23 protein-coding genes are annotated in these 24,527 nt (G+C 34.3%); 17 read left to right on the top strand and 6 right to left on the bottom strand.

The annotated features are described in order from the left end of the window. The first annotated feature begins 53 nt into the window (after positions 1–53). Positions 54–881, top strand: coding sequence for an NAD(P)H-binding protein (locus tag ACIQ2L_RS03550; RefSeq protein ID WP_396156493.1), 828 nt, complete (start codon positions 54–56; stop codon positions 879–881). Positions 882–887: 6 nt separating this feature from the next. Beyond that, positions 888–1,808, top strand: a complete 921-nt coding sequence (locus tag ACIQ2L_RS03545) for a VOC family protein (protein ID WP_396156491.1) — start codon at positions 888–890, stop codon at positions 1,806–1,808. Positions 1,809–1,863: 55 nt separating this feature from the next. Here ACIQ2L_RS03545 and ACIQ2L_RS03540 read toward each other — a convergent pair whose 3' ends face one another. Further along, positions 1,864–3,918 carry a M13 family metallopeptidase gene (locus tag ACIQ2L_RS03540; protein WP_396156489.1) on the bottom strand — a complete coding sequence of 685 codons (2,055 nt, stop codon included), beginning with the start codon at positions 3,916–3,918 and terminating at the stop codon, positions 1,864–1,866. Positions 3,919–4,058: 140 nt separating this feature from the next. Here ACIQ2L_RS03540 and ACIQ2L_RS03535 point away from each other — a divergent pair, with 140 nt between their 5' ends. The 6 genes from ACIQ2L_RS03535 to ACIQ2L_RS03510 all read left to right on the top strand — a co-directional run bounded on the left by ACIQ2L_RS03535 (position 4,059) and on the right by ACIQ2L_RS03510 (position 10,191). Then, positions 4,059–4,733: an SCO family protein gene (locus ACIQ2L_RS03535; protein WP_396156487.1), complete on the top strand. Its 675-nt coding sequence runs from the start codon at positions 4,059–4,061 to the stop codon at positions 4,731–4,733. A gap of 74 nt (positions 4,734–4,807) precedes the next feature. Further along, entirely contained in the window at positions 4,808–5,044 is a 237-nt protein-coding gene (locus ACIQ2L_RS03530) for a ferrous iron transport protein A (RefSeq protein ID WP_396156485.1), read from the top strand. Between the two features lie 6 nt (positions 5,045–5,050). Continuing rightward, positions 5,051–7,153: a ferrous iron transport protein B gene (feoB, locus tag ACIQ2L_RS03525; protein ID WP_396156483.1), complete on the top strand. Its 2,103-nt coding sequence runs from the start codon at positions 5,051–5,053 to the stop codon at positions 7,151–7,153. A 108-nt stretch (positions 7,154–7,261) separates the two neighbouring features. Next, on the top strand, positions 7,262–9,442 hold the full coding sequence (locus ACIQ2L_RS03520) for a TonB-dependent receptor family protein (RefSeq protein WP_396156481.1): 2,181 nt from the start codon (positions 7,262–7,264) through the stop codon (positions 9,440–9,442). 213 nt (positions 9,443–9,655) lie between these two features. Continuing rightward, positions 9,656–9,883: a hypothetical protein gene (locus ACIQ2L_RS03515; protein WP_396156479.1), complete on the top strand. Its 228-nt coding sequence runs from the start codon at positions 9,656–9,658 to the stop codon at positions 9,881–9,883. Then, complete coding sequence (locus ACIQ2L_RS03510; protein WP_396156477.1) at positions 9,871–10,191, top strand: hypothetical protein; 321 nt, start codon at positions 9,871–9,873, stop codon at positions 10,189–10,191. The genes ACIQ2L_RS03515 and ACIQ2L_RS03510 overlap by 13 nt, the downstream gene beginning before the upstream one ends. Positions 10,192–10,219: 28 nt before the next feature. Here the strand turns inward: ACIQ2L_RS03510 and ACIQ2L_RS03505 are convergent, their stop codons facing one another. Further along, positions 10,220–11,038, bottom strand: coding sequence for a ZIP family metal transporter (locus ACIQ2L_RS03505; RefSeq protein ID WP_396156475.1), 819 nt, complete (start codon positions 11,036–11,038; stop codon positions 10,220–10,222). A 2-nt stretch (positions 11,039–11,040) separates the two neighbouring features. Beyond that, positions 11,041–11,688 carry a metal-dependent transcriptional regulator gene (locus ACIQ2L_RS03500; protein ID WP_396156473.1) on the bottom strand — a complete coding sequence of 216 codons (648 nt, stop codon included), beginning with the start codon at positions 11,686–11,688 and terminating at the stop codon, positions 11,041–11,043. An 86-nt stretch (positions 11,689–11,774) separates the two neighbouring features. On the opposite strand from ACIQ2L_RS03500, the gene ACIQ2L_RS03495 reads away from it, so the two are divergent. The 9 genes from ACIQ2L_RS03495 to ACIQ2L_RS03455 all read left to right on the top strand — a co-directional run bounded on the left by ACIQ2L_RS03495 (position 11,775) and on the right by ACIQ2L_RS03455 (position 21,932). Continuing rightward, the gene (locus tag ACIQ2L_RS03495; protein WP_396156471.1) at positions 11,775–12,518 is read left to right on the top strand and encodes a transporter; all 744 of its coding nucleotides are present in this window, start codon (positions 11,775–11,777) and stop codon (positions 12,516–12,518) included. Then, positions 12,519–13,697, top strand: coding sequence for a lycopene cyclase family protein (locus ACIQ2L_RS03490; protein WP_396156469.1), 1,179 nt, complete (start codon positions 12,519–12,521; stop codon positions 13,695–13,697). 250 nt (positions 13,698–13,947) lie between these two features. Then, the gene (locus ACIQ2L_RS03485; protein ID WP_396156467.1) at positions 13,948–14,358 is read left to right on the top strand and encodes a BrxA/BrxB family bacilliredoxin; all 411 of its coding nucleotides are present in this window, start codon (positions 13,948–13,950) and stop codon (positions 14,356–14,358) included. Between the two features lie 408 nt (positions 14,359–14,766). Then, positions 14,767–16,119, top strand: coding sequence for a rhodanese-related sulfurtransferase (locus tag ACIQ2L_RS03480; protein ID WP_396156465.1), 1,353 nt, complete (start codon positions 14,767–14,769; stop codon positions 16,117–16,119). A gap of 172 nt (positions 16,120–16,291) precedes the next feature. Then, a complete protein-coding gene (locus ACIQ2L_RS03475) occupies positions 16,292–17,605 on the top strand; it encodes a stage 0 sporulation family protein (RefSeq protein WP_396156463.1) in 1,314 nt (437 codons plus the stop codon). Further along, positions 17,589–18,074, top strand: coding sequence for a gliding motility lipoprotein GldH (locus ACIQ2L_RS03470; RefSeq protein WP_396156461.1), 486 nt, complete (start codon positions 17,589–17,591; stop codon positions 18,072–18,074). The genes ACIQ2L_RS03475 and ACIQ2L_RS03470 overlap by 17 nt, the downstream gene beginning before the upstream one ends. A 4-nt stretch (positions 18,075–18,078) precedes the next feature. Next, on the top strand, positions 18,079–20,397 hold the full coding sequence (locus ACIQ2L_RS03465) for a penicillin-binding protein 1A (protein WP_396156459.1): 2,319 nt from the start codon (positions 18,079–18,081) through the stop codon (positions 20,395–20,397). 78 nt (positions 20,398–20,475) lie between these two features. Then, on the top strand, positions 20,476–21,183 hold the full coding sequence (locus tag ACIQ2L_RS03460) for a CoA transferase subunit A (RefSeq protein WP_396156457.1): 708 nt from the start codon (positions 20,476–20,478) through the stop codon (positions 21,181–21,183). Positions 21,184–21,275: 92 nt separating this feature from the next. After that, a complete protein-coding gene (locus tag ACIQ2L_RS03455) occupies positions 21,276–21,932 on the top strand; it encodes a 3-oxoacid CoA-transferase subunit B (protein ID WP_396156455.1) in 657 nt (218 codons plus the stop codon). Here ACIQ2L_RS03455 and ACIQ2L_RS03450 read toward each other — a convergent pair. The 3 genes from ACIQ2L_RS03450 to ACIQ2L_RS03440 all read right to left on the bottom strand — a co-directional run bounded on the left by ACIQ2L_RS03450 (position 21,922) and on the right by ACIQ2L_RS03440 (position 24,501). Then, positions 21,922–22,311 (bottom strand): hypothetical protein, encoded by a 390-nt coding sequence (locus ACIQ2L_RS03450; protein ID WP_396156454.1) that lies wholly within the window; start codon positions 22,309–22,311, stop codon positions 21,922–21,924. The two genes, ACIQ2L_RS03455 and ACIQ2L_RS03450, sit on opposite strands and share 11 nt — an antisense overlap. Before the next feature lie 150 nt (positions 22,312–22,461). Then, the gene (locus tag ACIQ2L_RS03445) at positions 22,462–23,013 is read right to left on the bottom strand and encodes a transposase (RefSeq protein WP_396156452.1); all 552 of its coding nucleotides are present in this window, start codon (positions 23,011–23,013) and stop codon (positions 22,462–22,464) included. Positions 23,014–23,061: 48 nt separating this feature from the next. Beyond that, positions 23,062–24,501 (bottom strand): nucleoside recognition domain-containing protein, encoded by a 1,440-nt coding sequence (locus tag ACIQ2L_RS03440; RefSeq protein ID WP_396156450.1) that lies wholly within the window; start codon positions 24,499–24,501, stop codon positions 23,062–23,064. Positions 24,502–24,527 lie beyond the last annotated feature (26 nt).

The raw sequence follows: 24,527 nt of genomic DNA, 5'->3' as shown, positions 1-24,527 counted from the left end.
GAAAAAGATACAGCTCAAAAGGAACGCAAACAAATAGGTTTTAAATAATATAAATGAAAAACATTTCCATCTTAGGTTGTGGTTGGTTAGGATTACCATTAGCGAAATCTTTGTTAGACAAAGGGTTTTTGGTAAAAGGGTCAACTACTTCAATAGAGAAAATGACCCTTTTAGAAAGTAATGGAATTCATGCTTTTCAAATTACTTTATCAGAAAATGAAATTCAAGGTGATTTACAATCTTTTTTAAAGAATTCCGAAATCTTGATAATTGATATTCCGCCAAAATTAAGAGAAAATTCTAATGAAAATTTTGTTTCGAAAATTCAAAATCTAATTCCGTTTATCGAAAATTCGAAGATTGAAAAAATAATTTTTATTAGTTCAACTTCAGTTTATGCTGATGAAACTTCAACTACGCTCAGTGTGACAGAATTGACAAAACCACAACCTGAAACAGAAAGTGGAAAGCAATTACTAAAGGCAGAAAATCTTTTGTTAAGAAGTACAAACTTCAAAACTACCGTAATTCGTTTTGGAGGATTGATTGGAGAAAATCGGCATCCAATTCATTTTTTAGCAGGAAGAAAAAACATTGAAAACCCTGATGCGCCTATAAATTTAATTCATCAAATGGATTGTATTAGAATAATTGAAGAGATTCTTCGACAAGCTCAGAATGACAAATTAGGGTTTGGAGAAATTTTCAATGCGGTTGCGCCTTTTCATCCAACACGAAAAACGTATTATTCAGAAAAAGCATTGGAACTCAATTTGCTATTACCCGAATTTGATGAAAGTAAACCAAGTGTTGGAAAAATCATATCTTCTGAAAAAGTGGAAACCGTTTTGGGCTACCATTTTGAAAATATAGCATTATAATTACAAATGACTTTTAGATACGCAAGACATACTCAAAACTTAGAAGAAATCGAAAAGTTCTACACTGAAATAGTTGGGTTAGAAAAACTTGGCGGATTTGAAAATCATAACAACTATAACGGAATTTTTTTGGGTGTTCCCAACTCAAATTGGCATTTAGAATTTACTAGTTCAACAGAAAAACCAGCTAGTAAATTTGATGAAGATGACATCCTTGTTTTTTATGTAAATGCTGAAATTGAATTGGAAATTATTAAAAGAAAAATTAAAACCGCAAATAAAAATCTCGAAAAACCCAAAAATCCATATTGGAAAAAAAATGGAATTATGATTTCTGACCCAGAGGGCTATAAAATAATGTTTTCAGTAAGTCATTTGAACTTCACCTCAGCGGATGATTTAACAAATTTAGTAAAGGAAAAATCAATTAAAAATTGGAGTGAATTAATTGAGTTTACAAGAAATCTTCGCTATGGACGAAACCAAAACAGAGAAGATTTTTCATTGGTAATAAAAGAAAACAAAGGGACTTGTAGCTCAAAGCATTCCTTTTTAAAAAAGATAGCCGACTTAAATAAGTTTGAGAATATAAAACTTGTAATAGGAATGTATAAAATGAACCATTTGAACACCTCAAAAATTGGAACATTACTGTTAAACAATGGTTTAGAATATTTGCCCGAAGCTCATTGTTACTTACTTCTTAATAATAAAAGAATAGACATTACCAATAGAAATTCTGATTTTGAGAATTTAAAAAATGACATCCTCGAAGAAATTGAAATTGAACCCGAACAAGTAAGCACTTTTAAAATGGAATATCATAGAAATTATCTAAAAAAATGGATTGATGATAATAATATTGCATTGTCTTTTGACAAAGTTTGGGAAATAAGAGAAAAGTGTATTGCAAAATTAGAAGCATAAAAAATGACCAGTCCTAAATAATCAAAACAGATTATTAGGACTGCTCATAATTTGATTACCAAATAATTACGCGCTTATCTGGAGCAGTATACATACCATCGCCTTGTTTTATATCGAATGCTTGGTAGAACGTTTCTAAGTTTAATAAAGGTACGTAAGCTCTGTACATTCCTGGTGAATGTGGGTCTGTTTTTACCTGATTTTTTAACGCTTCATCACGCATTTTACTTCTCCATATGGTTGCCCAAGAAATAAACAAACGTTGTTCTGGAGTATAGCCGTCAATTAATCCCGGATTTTTGTTTTCTTTCAAATACAATTGTAACCCGTCATAAGCGGCATTTATTCCGCCTAAATCTCCGATATTTTCTCCCAAAGTAAATTTACCATCCACTTTAATTCCTGGTAATGGCTCTAAAGCCGAATATTGATCGGCAAGAGCATTCCCTAATGCCGTAAATTTTGTCAAATCTTCGGCAGTCCACCAATCTTTTAAGTTTCCTTCGGCATCATAAGTAGCTCCTTGATCGTCAAATCCGTGCGATATTTCATGGCCGATAACTGCTCCAATTCCACCATAATTAACCGCTTCGTCTGCTTGGTAATTATAAAAAGGAGGCTGTAATATTGCCGCCGGGAAAACAATTTCATTATATGATGGATTGTAGTAAGCATTCACCGTTTGAGGAGACATTCCCCACTCTGTTTTGTCCACTGGTTTTCCTAATTTCTCTAAATCTTTTTTCCAATTCCAATCTGAAACATTTCTAAGATTTCCAAAATAGCTTCCGCCATCTTCTGGACTTTTAACAGATAAAGCAGCATAATCTTTCCATTTGTCTGGATATCCGATTTTGATTGTTAAGCTATTTAATTTTTCAACTGCTTTTATCTTTGTTTCTGCGGACATCCAAGATAAATTGTTGATTCTTAGTTCGTATGCACGCATTACATTTCTAATCATTCTGAAGGCTTTATCCTTGGCCTCCGCTGGGAACATTTTTTCTACATATAATTTACCTAGTGCTTCTCCAACAGTCCCGTTAACAACTTGAAGTGCTTTTTCGTGACGTGGTCTTTGTTTTAACGCTCCGGTTAATGTTTTTCCATAAAATTCCCAGTTTGCTGTTTCTATATCGGTAGATAATTGCCCTGATGCACCTCTTAACAACATCCAACGCATATAGGCTTTCCAATCTTCCACTTTGTTTTCAGTAAAAATGGTTTGTAAAGCAGCCATATATTTAGGTTGAGAAACAATAACGGTATCTATTGTTGTCATTCCAATCCCTTTTAAATAGGTGTTCCAATCAATAATCGGCGCCATTTTTTGTAAATCACTGATGGCAGTTGGATTGTATTGCTTTTTGGGATCCCTTCTTTCAACTCTGTCTAATCTTGGGCGTGACATGGCTATTTCTAAAGCGAGTATTTTTTCAGCATCTATTCTTGCCTGCTCTGGAGATTTCCCTATAAACGCTAACATTCTGGCAACATGCGCTTGGTATTTTTCGCGTTTTTCTTTTGAGTCTTTATCATCAGAAACATAATAATCTCTGTCGGGTAAACCTAGTCCGCCAACACCAAGACTTACCGAATTTTTAGTACTGTTTTTATCATCAGCTCCAATGCTAAATCCAAAAAATCCAACTCCTCCACCTTTCGCTTCCTCTTCTATCATCAATTTCTGTAAATCTTTTATGCTTTTTACTGCGTCAATTTTTGCTAAATAAGGTTTTATTGGAGTAATTCCTTGCTTGTTTCTCGCTACTGTATCCATAGCGGCTTTGTACATACTGATTGCTTTTCCTTGATCAGTATTTGAAGCATATTTTGGGTTTTTTGCGGCTTCTTTTAAAATAGCTAGTGCGTCTTTATCTGTATTTTGACGCAATTCATCAAAACTTCCCCAACGGGTTTTATCGGCAGGAATATCCGTGTTTTTCAACCATGTTCCATTCACGAATTTAAAGAAATCATCTTTTGGACTTACCGATTTGTCCATTAAGGAAGTGTTAATTCCTGGCGTTTTTTGCTGTGCATTTGTTTGCAATGTAGTAACTGTAATAAATGCTGCTAGCACTATTTTTGAGATTGTAATTATCTTCATAATAATTTAGTTTTTTGTTAGTTGATACAAATTTATTGATTAACCCGAAAGAAATGTTTTTTTAACAAAAATATAAGTCTTTATGAATCTCTAAAAGGTATAAATGATAAAACCCTTTTGTATTTTTGCCAAAAAAAATAATGTTTGTTTTTATAAAAAAATATAGGATTTTAATCGGAACATTTTTGATTTTTTCAATAATAACAATCACACTGTTTTATAATGTGCTGAAGCCAAGTAAAACTTTGCCCATTTATAATCCTGCTGATGTTAATCCCGAATTGGTAGATTCTACAGTACAATATATTGCAAGAGAACATAAAATTGCCAACTTCTCATTCATCAACCAAAACGGGAAAACAATAACTCAAAAAGACTACGAAGGTAAAATTTATGTTGCCGATTTTTTCTTCACAACTTGTGGCACTATTTGTCCCATTATGACCACAAATATGATTGAAATACAAAAAGCTTTTTTACATAATCCAAAAGTAATGTTGCTATCCCATAGCGTTACCCCAGATATTGATAGTGTGTTTGTCTTAAAAAACTATGCCGCAGAAAAAGGGGTAGTTGATTCTAAATGGAATCTAGTAACAGGCGATAAAAAAGAAATTTACAGCATGGCCAGAAAGTCTTATTTAGCTGTGAAACTCGGAAAACCATCGGAACTTTACGATATGGTTCATACCGAAAATTTTGTGCTCGTCGATTCTCAAAAACACATTAGAGGTTTTTATGATGGCACCAAAAAAGAAGAAATAAAAAAACTTATTGACGATATCAATTGGCTTTGCGAAAATGATAAAAAGTAGTTAAACTGACTTTTATCATCTTACTTTACTTTTTTATCGATACTTTTGTAATCTTAATTCAATCTAAATAAGCATTGAGAACCACCGTTGATTTATTACAAATTGGAGACATCGCCACAATCACAGATGTTGATTTGGACAAAATTCCACTAAAGCTTTTAGAAATGGGTTGTTTCCCAAATAATACTTTGGAAATTATCCAAATAGCACCGCTTGGTGATCCCATTTATTTGAATGTAAACAATGGTTCTCATTTGGCTATTAGAAAAGAAACCGCTCGTGAAATTGAAGTTGAAATCTGGAAGAAATAAGTAAACATGAGCATCCAAAATATCACTGTTGCCTTAATTGGAAATCCAAATACCGGAAAAACTTCGGTGTTCAACCAATTGACAGGTTTGAAGCAACAGGTTGGAAATTATCCTGGGATAACCGTTGAAAAAAAATTGGGTTTTTGTAAATTAAATAATACAGTTAAAGCCAATATTCTCGATTTACCTGGAACCTACAGCCTCAATGCAAGTTCAATTGACGAAAATGTTGTCATCGAATTGCTGCTCAATAAAAAAGATAAACTCTTTCCTGATGTTGCAGTTGTCATTACAGATATTGAAAATTTAAAACGAAACCTTTTACTTTTTACTCAAATAAAAGATTTAGAAATTCCGACTATTCTTGTCATTAACATGGCAGACAGAATGAAACCAAAAGGCATTACACTAGATATTCCGCATCTTGAAGAACAATTAAAAACCAAAGTTGTTTTGGTTAGTACTCGAAAAGGATATGGAATTGAAGAGCTGAAAAAACAAATTGTCGATTATAAATCATTGTCAACGGAACCTTGTCTGAATGCGTCAAGCATTGATGAAGAATATTTCAATAAACTACGAAAAGCATTCCCAAATCAATTGGTGTACAAACTTTGGTTGGTGATTACACAGGATGTGAATTTTTTGAATTTGGAGCGAAATGAAATTCGAAGTTCATTTACAAAATCACATTCCGATTTAAAACGTTTGCAACAAAAAGAAACCATAAAACGGTATCAATTTATTAATGATACGTTGAAAGTTGGTCAAACAATAGACACAACTAACGCTACTGATTTACGCTCAAAACTAGACAAAGTCCTAACGCATAAAATTTTTGGTTACGTTTTTTTCTTTGGAATTTTACTATTGATATTTCAATCCATTTTTGATTGGTCGAGTTATCCAATGGATTTTATCGATACCTCTTTTGCCGATTTGGCGAATTATGCAAAAAAGCATCTTCCAAGCGGAGAATTTACCAATTTAATTAGCGAAGGAATCATTCCAGGAATTGGAGGAATCGTAATTTTCATCCCACAAATTGCCTTTCTTTTTCTTTTTATCTCAGTACTCGAAGAAAGTGGTTACATGAGTCGGGTTGTCTTTTTAATGGATAAAATCATGCGCCGTTACGGACTTTCGGGTAAAAGTGTGGTGCCCTTAATTTCAGGAACTGCTTGTGCGATTCCGGCTATAATGAGTGCGCGAAATATTGAAAACTGGAAGGAACGACTTATTACCATTTTGGTTACACCTTTTATAACCTGTTCCGCGCGCTTGCCGGTTTATGCCATTTTAATTGCTTTGATAATTCCAAACAAACGCTTATTTGGTATTTTCAGTTTGCAAGGCGCAACACTGATGATTTTGTATCTTTTAGGTTTTGGAATGGCGATTTTTTCGGCTTATATTTTAAATAAAATTTTAAAGGTTAAAACCAAATCCTACTTCGTTGTTGAAATGCCAAATTACAAATTACCGCTTTTTAAAAATGTGGCGATTAACGTAATCGAAAAAACAAAATCATTCGTTTTTGGAGCTGGAAAAATCATTTTGGCTATCTCAATAATTCTTTGGTTTTTGGGTTCTCATGGTCCGAATGCGTCTTTTAAAAATGCAGAAAAAATTGTGACAGTTAATGCAAAAACAGAAGGTAAAATTATTGAAAAAGAAGAACTTGATAACCTTACCAGCACCTATAAACTTGAGAATTCATACATCGGAATAATCGGAAAATCGATTGAACCTGTAATAAAACCTTTGGGTTACGATTGGAAAATTGGTATTGCAGTGGTTACATCCTTTGCTGCTCGTGAAGTTTTTGTCGGAACTTTGGCAACTATTTACAGCGTTGGAAACAATAACGACGAAAGCACAATAAAAAGTAAAATGCAAGCCGATGTTCATGCTGATGGAACCAAAATATTCAACTTTGCTACTGGAGTTTCTTTATTGCTATTTTATGCTTTTGCGATGCAATGCGCAAGCACACTTGCGGTTACAAAAAAAGAAACAAACTCATGGAAATGGCCTATAATTCAACTTGTTTTCATGAGTGGATTTGCCTATTTAACAGCTTTAATTGCCTATCAATTGCTTAAATAAATCTTCCGTAATTTATATTTAAAAAATAATCTATATTTTAGTTATTTATATTTTGTCTAAATAAATATAATTTATATTTTTGCCGCGTAGAATTAATCTAAATAACAAATGCGCCAATTATATTACCTGTTTTTTTTACTCCTAATTTCAAATTCCTTAAAAGCGCAAGACAATTTTGAAAATGAAATAAATGATACCATCAAGAAACTTGCTCCGGTCATCATCGTTGCAAAGCAACAAAGTCCGGAGCGAATGCCCGAAACCAAAGACAATGTATTGTTCTCGGGCAAAAAAAATGAAGTCTTAAAACTTTCAAATATAAATGGAAACTTAACAAACAACAATGCTCGCGAAATTTTTGCCAGAATTCCCGGTGTAACCGTTTGGGAAAACGAAGGTTCAGGTCTGCAAATCAATGTTGGCGTTAGAGGTTTAAGTCCAAACAGAAGTTGGGAATTAAACACACGCCAAAACGGTGTAGACATGTCTGCCGATGTTTTTGGCTATCCCGAAGCGTATTACAATCCTCCACTTGAGGCAGTTGAAACTATTCAAATGGTTCGCGGTGGTGCATCTTTGCAATTCGGGCCACAATTTGGCGGTATGCTCAATTATGTTTTAAAAAGAGAAAAAGACAAACCCTTTACATTTGAAACTCAAAATACTATTGGCAGTTATGGATTATTGAGTTCGTTTAATGCCATTGGCGGGAAATATAAAAAATGGTCATATTACGTATACAATCATTCTCGAGCGGCAAAAGGTTGGAGAGAAAACAATCGTTTTCAAGCGAGAAATACGCACGCTTTTGTGGAATATCGCTTTTCGGATAAAACAAAAATTTCAGCCGAATACACCAATGCTGATTATGAAATGCAACAACCTGGGGGTTTAACCGATGCACAATTTGAGGCAAATCCAAGACAATCCTTCAGAAGCCGCAATTGGTTTGGTGTGCCATGGAATATTTTTGCTGTAAATTTTGATACAAAAGTCAATCCTAATTTTGATGTGAATGTAAAAGCATTTGGGCTTATTGGTGAGAGAAATAGTGTTGGATTTACAAAAGCCGCAGATATTGAAGACGCAATAAATCCTGCAACAAACAATTTTGCAAATCGTAGAGTAGATCGTGATTATTATAAAAACATTGGGCTAGAAAATCGAAACATCTATAAATATAAATTAGGAAAAATTAATAATAATCTAGCTTTTGGAGTGCGTTTATACAAAGCAAATACCCAACGTGTGCAAGATGAAAAAGGAACAACAGGTTCTGATTTTGACCTATCCATTGATGGAAGATTTGCACGTGATCTAGATTTTACTACTGAAAACGTTGCCGTTTTTTTTGAAAATCAGTTTAAAGTTACCGAAAAATTTAGTGTAACTCCGGGTGTCCGTTATGAATACATAAAAAATATTGGAGAAGGACGATATGGAATTAGCAACGGAAATGATGTGGCTTTTCCAGACAAAACGGTTTCGAGAAGTAAGCCTTTATTTGGACTAGGATTAGAGTACAAATTCAGAACCACAAACATTTATGCCAATATCACGCAAGCTTTTAGACCTGTATTGTTTTCAGATCTTACGCCACCAACAGTAACTGATGTAATCGATCCAAATTTAAAAGATGCAAGCGGTTATAATGCAGATTTGGGCTATCGTGGTGTTTATAAAGGATTTATAAACTTTGATGTTAGTATATTCTATTTGAGTTATAACAATCGTGTTGGTCTAATTCGTCAACAAAGTAACAATTTATTTAGAACCAATTTAGGTGAAACGCGCAACAAAGGAATTGAAGGTTTTGTTGATTTGAATATCACAAAAATGATTGGGATAGAAAAACCTTATGGGAATTTAGACGTGTTTGCTTCGATGTCTTTTATTGATAGTCGTTATATCGATTTTGTAACAACTGAAACGAATTTAGCAGGAAACCAAGTAGAAAATGCACCACGTTACATTCACAATTTTGGAATGTCTTGGGGAAATAACAACTTTTCGGCAACCATACAATATAAAATGTCTGGAAGAATTTTTACCGATGCCAACAATACCGTGACGCCGTCTGTCAATGGACAAACGGGAATTTTGGATGGGTACAACATTGTTGATTTTTCATCAGAATATAAGTTTATGAAAAATTTCAATGTTCGTGCAGGCATCAATAATTTTTTGGATAAACGCTATGCCACTCGTCGTTCTAGTGGTTATCCAGGCCCAGGAATTCTACCCGGAGAAGGAAGAACTTTTTATATTTCTATCGGCGCAAAATTTTAATATAGTAAATCACAAAAGGTTCTCTAATCAACGAGAACCTTTTTACCTTTGTGGTATGAACATTCAAGAAATAGTAGTTTATCTAGCATTAATTATTGCCATTCTTTTTTTGTGTAGAAAATTTATTTGGAAACCCAAGTCTAAAAAAAATTGTGGCGATGATGACTGTGGTTGTCATTAATGTTTATATTTGTTATTTTAAATCAATTTACGATGAAAGAAATTGCTGGAATTCAATTTAATAAAGATGCTTCTGGAAAAGAACAGTCGGTAACTATCGATTTAAAAAAATACGGAAATGAAATTCAATCTTTCTTAATGAAAATTGGGGCTATTGAAACTGCTGATACTTTTGAAAAAAGATGGTCTGATGCAATTTCTGGAGACGAATTGGTAAGTCGTGTTCAAACTCATATTAAAACTTTACCTTGGAAAAGGTAGTTTTATACTCAAAAGAAATTGAGTTTTATCTTAATGATTTAATAGACATTCTCTACCATAAAGAATATTTTAGCTATAGCGAAAACGCTGAAAATTACGTTTTTGATTTAAAGGAAGAAATTGAAAATCGTATTTCTACTAATGTCCATTATTCGTCCCCAACTCAATTTTCTAATTTAGCGAAAAACTACATTGTAGTTTCTGTTAGTAAACGAACTTCATGGTATGTCTTTTTTGACAAAAAAGATAATCGTTATTTGGTAACTTACATCACGAATAAGCATGTTGAAGAAGCAAAAAATTTATAAAGAATACTAATTCAACCTCCTTTTGTCATTAACCCAAAGCAACATCTAAAGTCATCATTACAATAAATCCGGCAATCAATCCCAATGCAGCAATATCAGTATTCTTATCTTGTTGCGTTTCAGGAATTACTTCTTCAACCACTACAAATATCATCGCGCCAGCAGCAAATGCCAATGCATAAGGTAAAATGGGAATAAAAAATAGTACGGCAACAGCTCCTAAAACACCCGCAATAGGTTCTACCAAAGCGGATGATTGTCCGTACATAAAACTTTTCCATCTACTCATTCCCATTCTACGTAATGGCATGGAAACAGCAATCCCTTCGGGAAAATTTTGAATTCCAATTCCAATCGCCAATGTTACGGCACCTGCAATGGATGCTTCGGGTATTCCAGCTGCAACGCCACCAAAAAGAACTCCAACCGCTAACCCTTCGGGAATGTTGTGTAGTGTAATAGCTAAAACTAAAAGAGTTGTACGTTGCCAAGGTGATTTGACTCCTTCCGTTTCTTTAAAATTGATGTGTAAATGAGGAAGAATTTTATCTAAACCAAAAATAAAAAGTGCGCCTAAAGCAAATCCAACTGCGGCTGGAATTACTTTAACAAATCCTTCACCTTTACTCATTTCAATGGCTGGCGATAACAAACTCCAAAAGCTTGCTGCTATCATAACACCGCCAGTAAAACCGAGCATTCCATCAAGAACAACTCGATTCATATTCTTGAAAAAGAAAACAAATGAAGCACCAAGTGCTGTTAAAAACCAGGTAAATAAAGTGGCGTATAAAGCCGCCAAAACTGGATTTATACTTTCGAAATAGGCAATTATTGACTCAAACATAATTAATGAACGTATAAATTAGTAGCTATTTTATTTGATATCGTAATTTCTTTAGAATTGATTTCTACCCGTAAAGTATCATCAAAGCTTTCCTTTTCCTTGACCAAAAAAGTCGACCCCAAAGCAATATTTTGTTTATCCAAATACTTTAAAAAATCAGAAGACGAATCTTTCATACCAATGCAACGATATTGTTTGTTTAGTTCAACTTCTGAAAGCAGTAATCTATTGACTTTTTTCATTTCGCCATTGGCATTCGGAATAGGATCACCATGTGGATCAAAATCAGGAAATCCTAAAAACTTATCCAACTTATTAATTAAAGAGTCAGATTTAATATGCTCTAATTCTTCAGCAATATCATGCACTTCATCCCAGGAAAAATTAAGTTTATCAACCAAAAAAACTTCCCACAAACGATGCTTCCTCACTATCATTTTGGCCAAATGAAATCCTTTGGATGTCAACGTTACACCTTGGTATTTTTGATAAGCAACTAGTTCTTTATCGGAAAGTTTTTTTAACATATCTGTTACTGAAGAAGCTTTAGTATCTAGCATTCCAGCAATAGCATTGGTGTTAACACCTTTGGGAGATACCAACGAAAGGTGATAGATGACCTTAATATAATTTTCTTCGGAAGTTGTCATCAATAAAAAGTAAATTTTCACAAAGAAAAGAAATTATTATTAGTTTGTCAAAATTTATTTTTAGTTTTGTCTAAAAATATAAAATTATGAAAAACATAGCACTCTTTTCAATATTATTTCTGTCTTTTTTCTGTTATTCGCAAGAAACGGAACCTATTCAAACTGATCGACCTGACCAAACAGAAACACCAGCTATTGTTCCAAAAGGCATGTTTCAGGTTGAAACAGGATTTTCATTTCAAAAAAACAAACAAAATAATAACACCAATACATTGCCTTCCACTTTATGGAAATATGGTGTAAATGAAAATTTTGAGCTTCGTTTAATAACCGAATTTGTTTCAAAAAAAATTGAAGACAGTACTGTTTCAGGATTAAATCCAATACTTATTGGCTGTAAAATAAAAGTGTCAGAAGAAAAAGGGATTTGGCCCAAAACGTCATTTATTGGTCATATCCTAATCCCAAATGCAGCCTCATCAGATTTTAAAAGCAATTATTTTGCGCCAGAATTTCGATTCGTTATGCAACATACATTATCCAAAAAAATGACTTTCAGTTACAATCTTGGCGCTGAGTGGAATGGGATTTCACCGGAAGCGACCTTTATTTATACTATTACTACAGGATATTCCTTTACCGACAAATTTGGTTCATACATAGAATTTTTTGGTTTTGCTCCGGAAAAAGACAAAGCAAACCACAGTTTTGATGGGGGAATTACTTACTTGATTAGCAATAATTTTATGTTAGATTTGTCTTCAGGTATTGGAATTACAAATAATGCCCCTAACCACTATATTGCTATAGGTTTTTCATTCCGGATATAAATGAAACATTACCATTACATTTTCACAGGTTCAGGATTATCCGCTTTAATGACGGTTTATGAAATGGTGCTTTCTGGAAAATTTGAAGATAAAACCATTTTACTTATTGATGAAAATACCAAAAAAACCAATGATAGAACTTGGTGTTTATGGGATGAAAAAGGATTGTATAACAAATTGGCTTCTGCCAAATGGAACTCAGCTTGGTTAAAAAACGAAAACTTTGAAAGACAATTAAATTTAAACCCGTATCAATATAAAATGATTAAAGGTTTAGATTTTTATAACATGGTTTTTGATTCCATTTCGAAAAACGATAATATCCATTTTGTAAATCAAATAGTAGTTGATTTTAAAGAACTAGGTAATCATTGTGTTGTAAAAACTGAAACAGAAAGTTTTACCTGTAACCAAATTTTTAATTCTATTTTTAATCCTGAAATTGTAAAAAGTCAAACAAAATATCCTTTTTTGCACCAACATTTTATTGGTTGGTTTATCAAAAGCAAGGAAGCGGTTTTCAATCCCGATTGTGCCACTTTTATGGATTTTTCCGTGGAACAAAGAGGAAATACTCGTTTTATGTATATTTTGCCAACGTCGGAAACCGAAGCACTGATAGAATATACTTTGTTCTCTAAAGATTTGTTGGAAAAACAAGAATACGAAACCGAAATCCAAAACTACATCCAAAAACTAGGAATAACCGAATACGAAATCATCGAAAAAGAACAGGGAAATATCCCGATGACTTGTTATCCTTTTTGGAAACACAATTCCAAAAACATACTCAATATTGGTTCGGCTGGTGGTTGGACCAAAGCCAGTACAGGTTATACTTTTAAAAACACTGCCAAAAAATCAAAAGCTTTGGTTTGTTTTTTAGAAAAAGGCATCTCGACTGCGCTCGATGAGACAAACACCAATACCGACTTAAGAAAGTTTCACAAAAAGAATAAATTCTGGTTCTATGATTTATTGCTTTTGGATATTTTGGATAAAAAAAATGAATTAGGTTCCACCATATTTTCCGCTTTGTTTGAAAAAGGAAATGCAACGGTTGTCTTCAAATTTCTAGATGAAGAAACCTCGTTTTGGGAAGATTTGCAAGTGATTTGGAAATGTCCTACAGGTGTTTTTATAAAAGCGTTGTTTGGCAGAATGATAGGTTTGCGTTAGGGGTTGAAGCAATTGTTTGAGTTCTTTTTGTGAAATGAAATGGAACAAAAAAACGAGTGCTTCAACCCCGACCCCAATTATAAATTGTTTCTTTTTTTGGGTGTATATCCTAATTGGGGTAACGCCCAATATATTTATTAAAGAATAACAAATCTTTATGAATTCTTTAAAAGTTAAAAGAGGATTTCTCATTATCTTTGCCATAGATTAAATCAATTAATCCCAATTCCTTAATCCTAAATTAAAAAATATGTATCCAGAAGAAATGGTATTACCAATGCGTGCTGAGTTATCAGAAGTTGGTTTTCAAGAATTATATACGGCCGAAGATGTTGAAAATGCTATCAAATCAGAAGGAACGACTCTTGTAGTTGTAAATTCGGTTTGTGGTTGCGCTGCCAGAAATGCACGTCCGGGAGCGAGAATGAGTTTGGAAGGAGCTAAAAAACCAGACCATTTAGTAACGGTTTTTGCGGGAGTTGATAAAGAAGCTGTAGATGCAGCGCGTCAACACATGTTCCCTTTTCCTCCATCATCGCCAAGTATGGCTTTGTTTAAAAATGGCGAATTGGTTCACATGTTAGAGCGTCATCACATTGAAGGTCGCCCTGCAGAAATGATTGCTGAGAATTTGAAAGACGCTTACGCAGAATTCTGTTAGTTTTCTAACCACGAAGAACACAAAGAAAGCACTAAGAGCACTATTAATTTAGTGCTCTTTTTTATTTTCGCTTCGTTACCTTTGTGACTTCTTCGTGCGCTTTGTGGTTAAATAAAAAATTATAACTTTGCCCTCGAATTCTTCCATTTAGACTCGAGGCAAAGCCGAACAGGGCGAAGTGAATTCACAACATATTTCTGTACAGATGCGATTATTCGCATCTCTAATATTAAACGTTTACAGCATGCAGCCGTAAGGAATTATTTAGCCACAGATTCACAGATAAATAATAAAAATCTGTGAATCTGTGGCTAATTTTTATAGTTGTAATTTTAGAATAAAATCCTAAATTTGTGCCAAATTCTTCCATTTAGATTTTGATATATTTCTCACTTAAACGTTTATAGCATGCAACTGTATAACACCTTAAGCGCAGAAGAAAGAGCCGAGCTTATTGACCAAGCCGGCAAACAACGGCTAACGTTGTCTTTCTATGCCTATGCCAAAATTGAAAATCCAAAACAATTTCGCGACGATTTATTTGTCGAATGGAACCAACTCGATGCCCTAGGTCGCACGTATGTTGCCAAAGAAGGCATCAATGCTCAAATGTCAATCCCGGCAGAAAATATGGAAGCTTTTCGCAAAACTTTGGAAGTTTATCCCTTCATGAGAGGCATTCGATTGAATGTAGCTGTCGAACAAGACAATCATTCCTTTTTGAAATTAACGGTAAAAGTCCGTGACAAAATTGTAGCCGACGGATTAAATGACGAAACGTTTGATGTAACCAACATTGGTGTGCATTTAAAAGCCAAGGAATTCAATCAAATTTTAGAAAATCCAAATACCATTGTAGTCGATTTCAGAAATCATTACGAAAGTGAAATTGGCCATTTTAAAGGAGCCATAACTCCTGATGTAGAAACTTTTAGAGAAAGTTTGCCAATTATATACGAACAACTTCAAAACCACAAAGAAGATAAAAATCTGGTGATGTATTGCACGGGCGGCATTCGTTGCGAAAAAGCATCAGCTTATTTCAAACATCAAGGTTTTAAAAATGTTTATCAATTGGAAGGCGGCATTATCAATTATGCCAAACAAATCAAGGAAGAAAATTTAGAGAGTAAATTCATTGGTAAGAACTTTGTTTTCGACCATCGCCTTGGCGAAAGAATTACAGATGATATCGTTTCGCAATGCCATCAATGCGGAAAACCTTGTGATAATCACACCAATTGTGAAAACGAAGGTTGTCATTTATTATTTATTCAATGTGATGAATGCAAAACTGCGATGGAAAATTGTTGTTCAACCGAATGCCAAGAAATCATTCACATGTCGTTGGTTGATCAAGTAAAATTGCGCCGTGGCTTAAAAAATGGCAACATGATTTTCAGAAAAGGGAAATCGGATAAATTAGTTTTCAAACACTCGGGTGAACTATCAGATCAATCATTGGCTATCGCCAAAAAGCAAACAGCTATTCGTCAGAAAATCAAAAAGGTTTTAATTGGGAAAGCAGAGCATTATTATGTTAACGCGCGCATTGGACTTTTTAGCATCGAAAATCAAGAAATAGCTATTGGCGATAAGATACTGATATCTGGACCAACAACAGGTAATGAGGAACTAATAATTGAAAAAATGTTCGTCAACGGCAGTGAAAATACTTTGGCAATATCTGGCGATAAAGTCACGATGGCTTTACCTTTCCGAATTCGTTTGTCGGATAAACTATATAAAACTATATCCTAAAATTTATTGAAATTCCAATCCCGAAGCTTCGGGAGAAATTCCAAATTCCAAAAATAAACTCTTGTGGAATTTGGAATTTTTTTATTGTAATTTATTTTTTTAAAATACTATCTTTACCAATTAATCATTTTATGAATTATAAGTTGCTTTTTGCAACACTACCTATATAATTATGGCTTGTCAAAGTTGTTCAACATCTGATGGTGGCGCACCTAAAGGATGCAAAAATAATGGGACTTGCGGCACCGATAGCTGCAACAAATTAACAGTTTTTGATTGGTTGGCCAACATGAGTTTGCCCAATGGTGAAATGCCGTTTGACTGTGTCGAAATCCGTTTTAAAAATGGAAGAAAAGAATTTTATCGCAATACTGAAAAACTCACCTTAAGCATTGGAGATATTGTCGCTACCGAAGCATCACCAGGTCATGATGTTGGAATTGTCACGTTGACTGGTGAGCTGGTAAAAATTCAAATGAAGAAAAAAGGGGTAAATCATACCAGCAACGAAATTCCAAAAATATACCGAAAAGCATCACAAAGAGATATTGATGTTTGGAGTGAATCCCGAGACAAAGAAGAACCCATGAAAGTCAAAGCGCGCGAATTGGCAATTATTCATAAGCTTGAAATGAAAATTTCCGACATTGAATTTCAAGGCGATGGCTCAAAAGTAACGTTCTACTATACCGCTAATGATCGTGTTGATTTTAGATTGTTAATCAAAGATTACTCTCGCGTTTTCAATACTAGAATTGAGATGAAACAAGTTGGCTTACGTCAAGAAGCATCAAGACTTGGAGGAATAGGATCGTGCGGAAGAGAGCTATGTTGTTCAACTTGGTTAACTGATTTTAGAAGTGTGAATACCTCAGCGGCACGTTACCAACAACTGTCCTTAAATCCGCAGAAATTAGCGGGACAATGTGGTAAACTAAAATGCTGTTTGAACTATGAGTTAGACACTTACATGGATGCTTTAAAAGGGTTTCCTGATTTTGAAACAAAATTAAAAACCGAAAAAGGCGATGCGATTTGCCAAAAACAAGATATTTTCAAAGGTTTAATGTGGTTTGCTTATACCGAAAACTTTGCCAATTGGCATGTGTTAAATATTGAACAAGTCAAAGAAATAATGGCTGAGAACAAACAAAACAAAAAAGTTAGTTCTTTAGAAGATTTTGCCATTGAGACTATAGCTGAGCCTGAAAAAGACTTTAACAATGCCATGGGACAAGAGAGTTTAACTCGTTTTGACCAACCCAAAAAGAGTAAAAACAAGAACAGAAACAAAAATAAAAACAAGGTTTCTAGTCCACTAGAGCCGCAGGCCAACAGGGCGAAGCCAAATCAGAATTCAATTGATGCGAAACCAAACGGACCTAAGCAAAATCAAAAAAGAGAGCAAGGTCAAGGTCAAGTTCAAAACCAGAAACCAGCAGACAAAAAACCTATAATTATAAAAAAGAATGAAAATAAAGAATAACATCCTTCTTATTTTAATCCTTCTTTTGGTTATTTCTTGTGATAAACGCAGCGCTTTTGACCAATACAAATCTGTTGGAAATGCATGGCATAAAGACAGTATTGTAACTTTTGAATTGCCAAAATTAGACCCCAAAAAAGCCTATAATTTATATGTAAATATTAGAGATAACGATGATTATCCGTTCAACAATTTGTTTTTAATTGTTTCTTTGGAACATCCAAACCACCGGGTAAAGGTGGACACATTAGAATATCAAATGACGAATCCCGACGGTTCACTTCTTGGAGATGGCTTTTCGGATATTAAAGAAAATAAACTTTTTTATAATGATAAAGCAAGTTTTACCCAAAAAGGAATTTATAAAATCCATATAAAACACGCAACAAGACAAACCGGTAAAATTGAAGGGGTTACTTCACTTAATGGAATCACAGATGTTGGTTTTAGAATAGAATCTACAGAATAAAATTATGGCGAAAAATAATAACACAACATCTTCTGTCAAAGACGTCAACTATTACAAAAAGAAATTTTGGAAATTATTTTTTTATGGTATAGGTGTAATGGCGTTGTTCTTCACCTTGGCATATTGGGGCTTTTTTGGAAGTATGCCTTCTTTTGAAGATTTAGAAAATCCGGAATCTAATTTGGCTACCGAAGTTATTTCTTCTGATGGTGTAACTATTGGTAAGTTTTACAACGAAAACAGAACACCAATCAAATATGAAGATTTACCTCAACATTTAGTAAAAGCATTAATTGCTACCGAAGACGAACGGTTTTACGAACATTCTGGAATCGATGCAAAAAGAACTTTAGGTGCTGCTTTAAGATTAGGTTCTAATGGTGGCGCGAGTACCATTTCACAGCAGTTAGCCAAGCAATTGTTTCATGGCGAAGGTTCTAAATTCTTTCTGTTTCGTGTGATTCAAAAAGTAAAAGAATGGATTATTGCCATCAAGTTAGAACGCCAATATACCAAAGATGAAATCATTGCTATGTATTTTAATGTATATGATTTTAATAACTATGCCATCGGAATTCGTTCGGCTTCCAAAACATATTTCTCCAAAGAACCTAAAGATTTAACAATAGACGAATCGGCTATTTTAGTCGGAATGTTCAAAAACTCTTCGCTATACAATCCGGTTAGAAATCCACAAGGTGTAAAAAACAGACGCAATGTGGTGCTTTCCCAGATGTTGAAATCAAAAATAATTTCTGAATCTCAAAAAGAAAGCTTGAGTCAGCTGCCAATTAAACTCGATTTCAAGTTACAAACGCACAAAGAAGGAATTGCTACTTATTTTCGTGAATTCCTCCGCGAATACATGAAAAACTGGGTTAAAGAAAATAAAAAACCAGATGGAACTGATTATGACATCTACACCGATGGATTAAAAATTTATACCACTATCGATTCCAAAATTCAAGAACACGCTGAAGAAGCCGTTCAAGCCCATATGAAAAACCTACAACAGGAATTCTTCGCTGAACAGAAAAACAATAAAAACGCTCCGTTTGTTAACATCACAACCAATGAAACCAATAGAATAATTAACCAAGCCATGAAACAATCTGAGCGTTGGCGTGTGATGAAAGACATGGATAAGTCCGAAGAAGAAATCATTGCCTCTTTCAGTGTTAAAGCAAAAATGAAAATCTTCTCTTGGAAAGGAGAAATCGATACATTGATGACGCCATTGGATTCAATCAGATATTATAAACATTTTCTACAAGCCGGACTAATGTCAATGGAACCGCAAACGGGTCATATCAAAGCTTGGGTTGGCGGAATCGATTATAAGTATTTCCAATACGATCACGTAGGGCAAGGTGCTCGTCAAGTAGGTTCCACTTTCAAACCTTTTGTATATGCCACTGCCATCGAACAATTAGGAATGTCTCCTTGTGATTCGATCATTGACAGTCCCTTTATGATACACAAAGGAAGACACAATGTTACCGAAGATTGGGAACCCAAAAATTCGGACCGCCAATACCGTGGAATGGTGACTTTAAAAAGAGCTTTGGCACTGTCTATCAACACAGTTTCTGCAAAACTAATTGACAAAACCGGTCCAGAAGCGGTTGCTTCTTTAACAAAAAAACTAGGCGTAAAATCAGACATTCCATCACAACCATCAATTGCCTTAGGTGCCGTTGAAATTACCGTAGAAGATATGGTCGCGGCCTACAGTACTTTTGCCAATCAAGGTGTCTATATCAAACCACAGTTCATCAGTAGAATTGAAGACAAAAATGGTGTTGTTTTATACGAACCCGTTCCAGATTCCCATGATGTTTTAAACAAGGATATTGCTTATGCTGTAATTAAACTTCTCGAAGGCGTAACCGAAAGTGGCTCTGGTGTTCGTCTGCGTACACAAGGTGGCGGAAGTGGCGACACTCGTTGGACTGGTTATCCGTATATGTTTACCAATCCTATTGCAGGAAAAACAGGAACTTCTCAAAATCAATCCGATGGTTGGTTCATCGGAATGGTGCCCAATTTAGTCACCGGAGTTTGGGTGGGTTGCGAAGATCGTTCTGCCCGTTTCAAAGGAATTACGTATGGTCAGGGCGCAACGGCAGCTTTACCCATTTGGGGATATATGATGAAAAAATGCTATGAAGATAAAGATTTGCTGATATCCAAAGAGCCATTTCAAAGACCTGATAATCTTTCTATTAAAGTTGATTGTTACGAACGAAAAAGAGATACCATTCCTGACTCAACTGCAATTCCTATCGAAGAAGAACAAAATACCGATGAATTTGGATTGTAAAATTTAGGATTTATTCTGAATTTATTTCAGAAGCTTATTCCTGTCTCGTCCAAAAGACGAGAGTCTAAAAAAATAACTATGATTAACAAAAAAGTAAATTCCGTTCAAGAAGCATTACAAGGCATTGAAAACAACATGACCATCATGCTTGGCGGCTTTGGCCTTTGCGGTATTCCCGAAAATAGCATAGCCGAATTAGTAAAAAAAGAAACTACCAATCTGACGTGTATTTCAAATAATGCAGGAGTTGATGATTTTGGACTTGGATTGCTTTTACAGAAAAGACAAATCAAAAAAATGATTTCTTCCTATGTGGGAGAGAATGCCGAATTCGAACGCCAAATGCTTTCGGGGGAATTGGATGTAGAACTAACACCACAAGGAACTTTGGCCGAAAAATGCCGCGCTGCACAAGCCGGAATTCCTGCTTTTTTCACTCCAGCTGGTTACGGAACCGAAGTCGCCGAAGGAAAAGAATCGCGTGAATTTAACGGCAAAATGCACATTATGGAATTGGCCTACAAAGCCGATTTCTCGATAGTAAAAGCATGGAAAGGCGACGAAGCTGGAAACCTTATTTTCAAAGGAACTGCCCGAAATTTTAATGCTTGTATGGCTGGCGCTGCAAAAATTACCATTGCCGAAGTAGAAGAACTACTGCCAGTTGGTTCACTCGACCCCAATCAAGTTCATATTCCGGGAATTATGGTGCAACGCATTTTCAAAGGTGAAAAATTTGAAAAGAGAATTGAGCAACGAACGGTTAGAAAGAAAAGTGTTCAGTAATCAATTTCCTGCCTGCCGGCGGGTAGGTTAGTATTCAGTCATTAAAAAATCTTAATGAAACTTAATTTCTTAATGGTTTAAAAAATATTCTTATGCTAGGAAAAGAAGAAATTGCAAAGCGAATAGCTCAAGAAGTACGAGACGGTTATTATGTTAATCTTGGAATTGGAATTCCAACATTGGTAGCCAACTATGTCCGCACTGATATTTCAGTAGAATTTCAATCAGAAAATGGTGTGCTTGGCATGGGACCATTCCCTTTTGAAGGCGAAGAAGATGCCGATATTATTAACGCAGGAAAACAAACCATTACCACTTTGCCAGGAGCGAGTTTTTTTGATTCAGCTTTTAGTTTTGGAATGATACGCAGTCAAAAAGTGGATTTAACCATTCTTGGTGCCATGGAAGTTTCCGAAAACGGCGATATTGCCAACTGGAAAATCCCCGGCAAAATGGTCAAAGGAATGGGTGGCGCTATGGATTTAGTAGCATCAGCCGAAAATATTATCGTTGCCATGATGCATGTCAACAAAGCGGGCGAAAGTAAAATTTTGAAGAAATGCAGCTTGCCATTAACTGGCGTTGGCTGTGTCAAAAAAGTAGTGACCGAATTAGCCGTGATGGAAATTACTCCAAATGGATTTAAACTTTTAGAACGTGCCCCTGGCGTTTCTGTAGCACACATTATTACTTCCACCGAAGCCGATTTAATTATTGAAGGAGAAATTCCAGAAATGGTTATCGATTAAGATACTCCAATAAAACTTCTGATGCATTCCCAAAAGTATTTACTGTTTCCGTGATGCTGACTGCTCGTTTTTTATTCAATTTATAAGTCAAATCAAAATCTGTGGTGAATAAAATCGCTGACATAAACGGATTATTGATATAATTCACCAAAACATTTTGAGTATTATCAATAGTATGAATTTCAATTTGTTCTTCTTGTTGGAATTTGTATTTGAGTTCTAGTTTTAAAATGCCTTCTTCCACAATCGGGCGAACATAAATATTCATCAAATCAGTATTTCCTATAGTTTTTGCCATGGTTAATTTAGCAAAAGTGCCATCGGCTAAACTGGTTTTGACATGGTTGTAAAAATCGAAAAAGCTTTCAGTAATCGACATATTTTGAATAAATTATTTTTATTTTAAGTGTAAAGTAAGGAAAGTTGAAAGTTTTCGTTTGTTTTCCTGCAAGGTTTCAAAAACCTTGTAGGTATATTAGTTTGGGAATACCTACAAGGTCAAAAAAGACCTTGAAGGATTAGAAACCACCTATTCAAATATAAATTTTTCAGATAAAATTTCGTTTATAAAATCATGACAATAAATAAAATTATCAATACCATCAAAATATGAAAGTACTTCACCCCTAGCTAATTTTGTTTCGCTTATAGAAATCATTGCTTGAAAAGAAGAATATTTATAGGTTTTATAGTTTATATTCAAATGATGTTTTGGGTTTAGATGAACATATTGAATTATATTTCTTAAATAGTTATCATCTTGTATTTTAATTCTTTTAAAATGTTTTTCAAACAAACTTCCAGTTCTTTGATTTTGTTTATTAAATGCTTTTGCATAAGCATTAAAAAAATTAGAAAAAGATTGAGTAACAATTCTTTCTTCTTCGATAATTTTTAATACAATATGAAAATGATTGTCCATTAAGCAATAAGCGTAAACATCTATTTTCTCACTCAAATATTTAGAAAGTAATTTTAAAAAATATGCTTTATTTTCATCCGACAGAAAAATGTTATCACTATTTATACCTCTGTTGTAAATATGATAGAAATTCTCTTTTTCTAAAATTTCAAGTTTCATCACTTTCTATTTATACCTACAAGGTTTTAAAAACCTTGCAGGAGAAGTTTAAAAAAACCAACTCGCCACAAAAATCGCAGTAATCACACAAATCACATCAACCAAAAGCATCGTTCCTAAAGCGTATCGAGTGTTTTTTATATTAACGGAGCCAAAATAAACCGCAATCACATAAAAAGTGCTTTCGGCGCTACATTGAAAAATACTACTTAATCTTCCCGTCATAGAGTCGGCACCAAAAGTATTCATCGAATCAATCAAAAACCCTCTTGAACCAGCAGAACTAAAAGGTCTTAGCAAGGCAACTGGCAAAGCATCGGTGATTTCTTTACTCACTCCCATATTAGAGAAAGCAAAAGCAATCCAATTGCTAATAATTTCAAACAAACCACTGTTGCGGAACAAGGAAATTGCCACTAACATCCCTAAAACATAGGGAAAAATAGTAACGCCGGTTTTTACTCCATTATTGGCACCAGTCACAAAGGCTTCATAAACTGTAGTATTGGCCTCTGTAAATTTCTTCTCTTTACTAAATGAAAAAATTAAAGTAAAAATAATAATCCCTACTAATATTAAAGCTGATAGATTCGTAGTAAAATAGTTTTTGCCTATTAAATCTAAGTGGTTGACGTAGAACAATAGTCCTACAATCGCAGCAATTAAAACCATCAACCCTACAACTAATGAGGCGCTCTTGAAATTAATTTTTTGTTTCACTCCAACTATCAAAAAAGCTGCAATAGTACCAATAAAAGAGGTAATAATACAAGGCAACATCACATCAGCTGGATTTTCAGCACCTGCAGCGGCTCGATAACCAATGATTGAAGTTGCTATTAAAGTGAGTCCCGAAGCATGCAAACACATAAACATGATTTGCGCATCACTTGCCTTGTCCTTATCAGGGTTTATTTCCTGTAAACTCTGCATTGCCTTTAGTCCAAATGGAGTGGCCGCTGAATCCAATCCCAAGAAATTTGCTGAAAAATTCAATGTCATATAGGAAATTGATGGATGATTTTTAGGAATACTTGGAAACACTTTTACAAATACTGGACTCAATAGTTTTGCTAATTTATCAGATGCTCCCGAAATGATTAATAATTCCATTAAGCCGCAGAAAAAGGCCAAATAGGCCATAAGTGGCAAAATCAAATCAAGTAATGTGTTTTTGCATGTTGGTAATAATCCATCCGATTTTTGAACACCACTATATATTTTTACAGTTTTATTTTTATAAATATAGGTTGTGTCAGCATTGAGTGTATCTCTATTAATAATCATGGTTTGTTCAGGCGCCCTTTTGATGCTATCCATGACAAATTTGGGTACTTGTTCTAAATATTTTTCTGAAATTAAAATGGGATCGTCTTTTTTTCCATTCAATACATTATCAATAGTATAACTGCTACCTATACATAAACTGAAGATTACAAATGCTATTGAAGAAACAAAAATAGCCAGCCAAAATCTACTTAAAACCATACCTTGTTTTTTTGTAAATATAGCAT

Origin of the sequence: Flavobacterium sp. (assembly GCF_044369455.1) — a bacterium.
In the GTDB taxonomy this organism is placed as follows: Bacteria; Bacteroidota; Bacteroidia; order Flavobacteriales; family Flavobacteriaceae; genus Flavobacterium.
The sequence above is the reverse complement of the archived record's forward strand: the minus strand, read 5'-3'. Positions and strand labels throughout refer to the sequence as shown.

Excerpts from the sequence above, each read along its gene's own strand:
- ACIQ2L_RS03550 (WP_396156493.1), top strand. The coding sequence starts at position 54 with ATGAAAAACATTTCCATCTTAGGTTGTGGTTGGTTAGGATTACCATTA.
- ACIQ2L_RS03545 (WP_396156491.1), top strand. The coding sequence starts at position 888 with ATGACTTTTAGATACGCAAGACATACTCAAAACTTAGAAGAAATCGAA.
- ACIQ2L_RS03540 (WP_396156489.1), bottom strand. The coding sequence starts at position 3,918 with ATGAAGATAATTACAATCTCAAAAATAGTGCTAGCAGCATTTATTACA.
- ACIQ2L_RS03535 (WP_396156487.1), top strand. The coding sequence starts at position 4,059 with ATGTTTGTTTTTATAAAAAAATATAGGATTTTAATCGGAACATTTTTG.
- feoB (WP_396156483.1), top strand. The coding sequence starts at position 5,051 with ATGAGCATCCAAAATATCACTGTTGCCTTAATTGGAAATCCAAATACC.
- ACIQ2L_RS03520 (WP_396156481.1), top strand. The coding sequence starts at position 7,262 with ATGCGCCAATTATATTACCTGTTTTTTTTACTCCTAATTTCAAATTCC.
- ACIQ2L_RS03515 (WP_396156479.1), top strand. The coding sequence starts at position 9,656 with ATGAAAGAAATTGCTGGAATTCAATTTAATAAAGATGCTTCTGGAAAA.
- ACIQ2L_RS03505 (WP_396156475.1), bottom strand. The coding sequence starts at position 11,038 with ATGTTTGAGTCAATAATTGCCTATTTCGAAAGTATAAATCCAGTTTTG.
- ACIQ2L_RS03500 (WP_396156473.1), bottom strand. The coding sequence starts at position 11,688 with ATGACAACTTCCGAAGAAAATTATATTAAGGTCATCTATCACCTTTCG.
- ACIQ2L_RS03495 (WP_396156471.1), top strand. The coding sequence starts at position 11,775 with ATGAAAAACATAGCACTCTTTTCAATATTATTTCTGTCTTTTTTCTGT.
- ACIQ2L_RS03490 (WP_396156469.1), top strand. The coding sequence starts at position 12,519 with ATGAAACATTACCATTACATTTTCACAGGTTCAGGATTATCCGCTTTA.
- ACIQ2L_RS03485 (WP_396156467.1), top strand. The coding sequence starts at position 13,948 with ATGTATCCAGAAGAAATGGTATTACCAATGCGTGCTGAGTTATCAGAA.
- ACIQ2L_RS03480 (WP_396156465.1), top strand. The coding sequence starts at position 14,767 with ATGCAACTGTATAACACCTTAAGCGCAGAAGAAAGAGCCGAGCTTATT.
- ACIQ2L_RS03475 (WP_396156463.1), top strand. The coding sequence starts at position 16,292 with ATGGCTTGTCAAAGTTGTTCAACATCTGATGGTGGCGCACCTAAAGGA.
- ACIQ2L_RS03470 (WP_396156461.1), top strand. The coding sequence starts at position 17,589 with ATGAAAATAAAGAATAACATCCTTCTTATTTTAATCCTTCTTTTGGTT.
- ACIQ2L_RS03465 (WP_396156459.1), top strand. The coding sequence starts at position 18,079 with ATGGCGAAAAATAATAACACAACATCTTCTGTCAAAGACGTCAACTAT.
- ACIQ2L_RS03460 (WP_396156457.1), top strand. The coding sequence starts at position 20,476 with ATGATTAACAAAAAAGTAAATTCCGTTCAAGAAGCATTACAAGGCATT.
- ACIQ2L_RS03455 (WP_396156455.1), top strand. The coding sequence starts at position 21,276 with ATGCTAGGAAAAGAAGAAATTGCAAAGCGAATAGCTCAAGAAGTACGA.
- ACIQ2L_RS03450 (WP_396156454.1), bottom strand. The coding sequence starts at position 22,311 with ATGTCGATTACTGAAAGCTTTTTCGATTTTTACAACCATGTCAAAACC.
- ACIQ2L_RS03445 (WP_396156452.1), bottom strand. The coding sequence starts at position 23,013 with ATGAAACTTGAAATTTTAGAAAAAGAGAATTTCTATCATATTTACAAC.
- ACIQ2L_RS03440 (WP_396156450.1), bottom strand. The coding sequence starts at position 24,501 with ATGGTTTTAAGTAGATTTTGGCTGGCTATTTTTGTTTCTTCAATAGCA.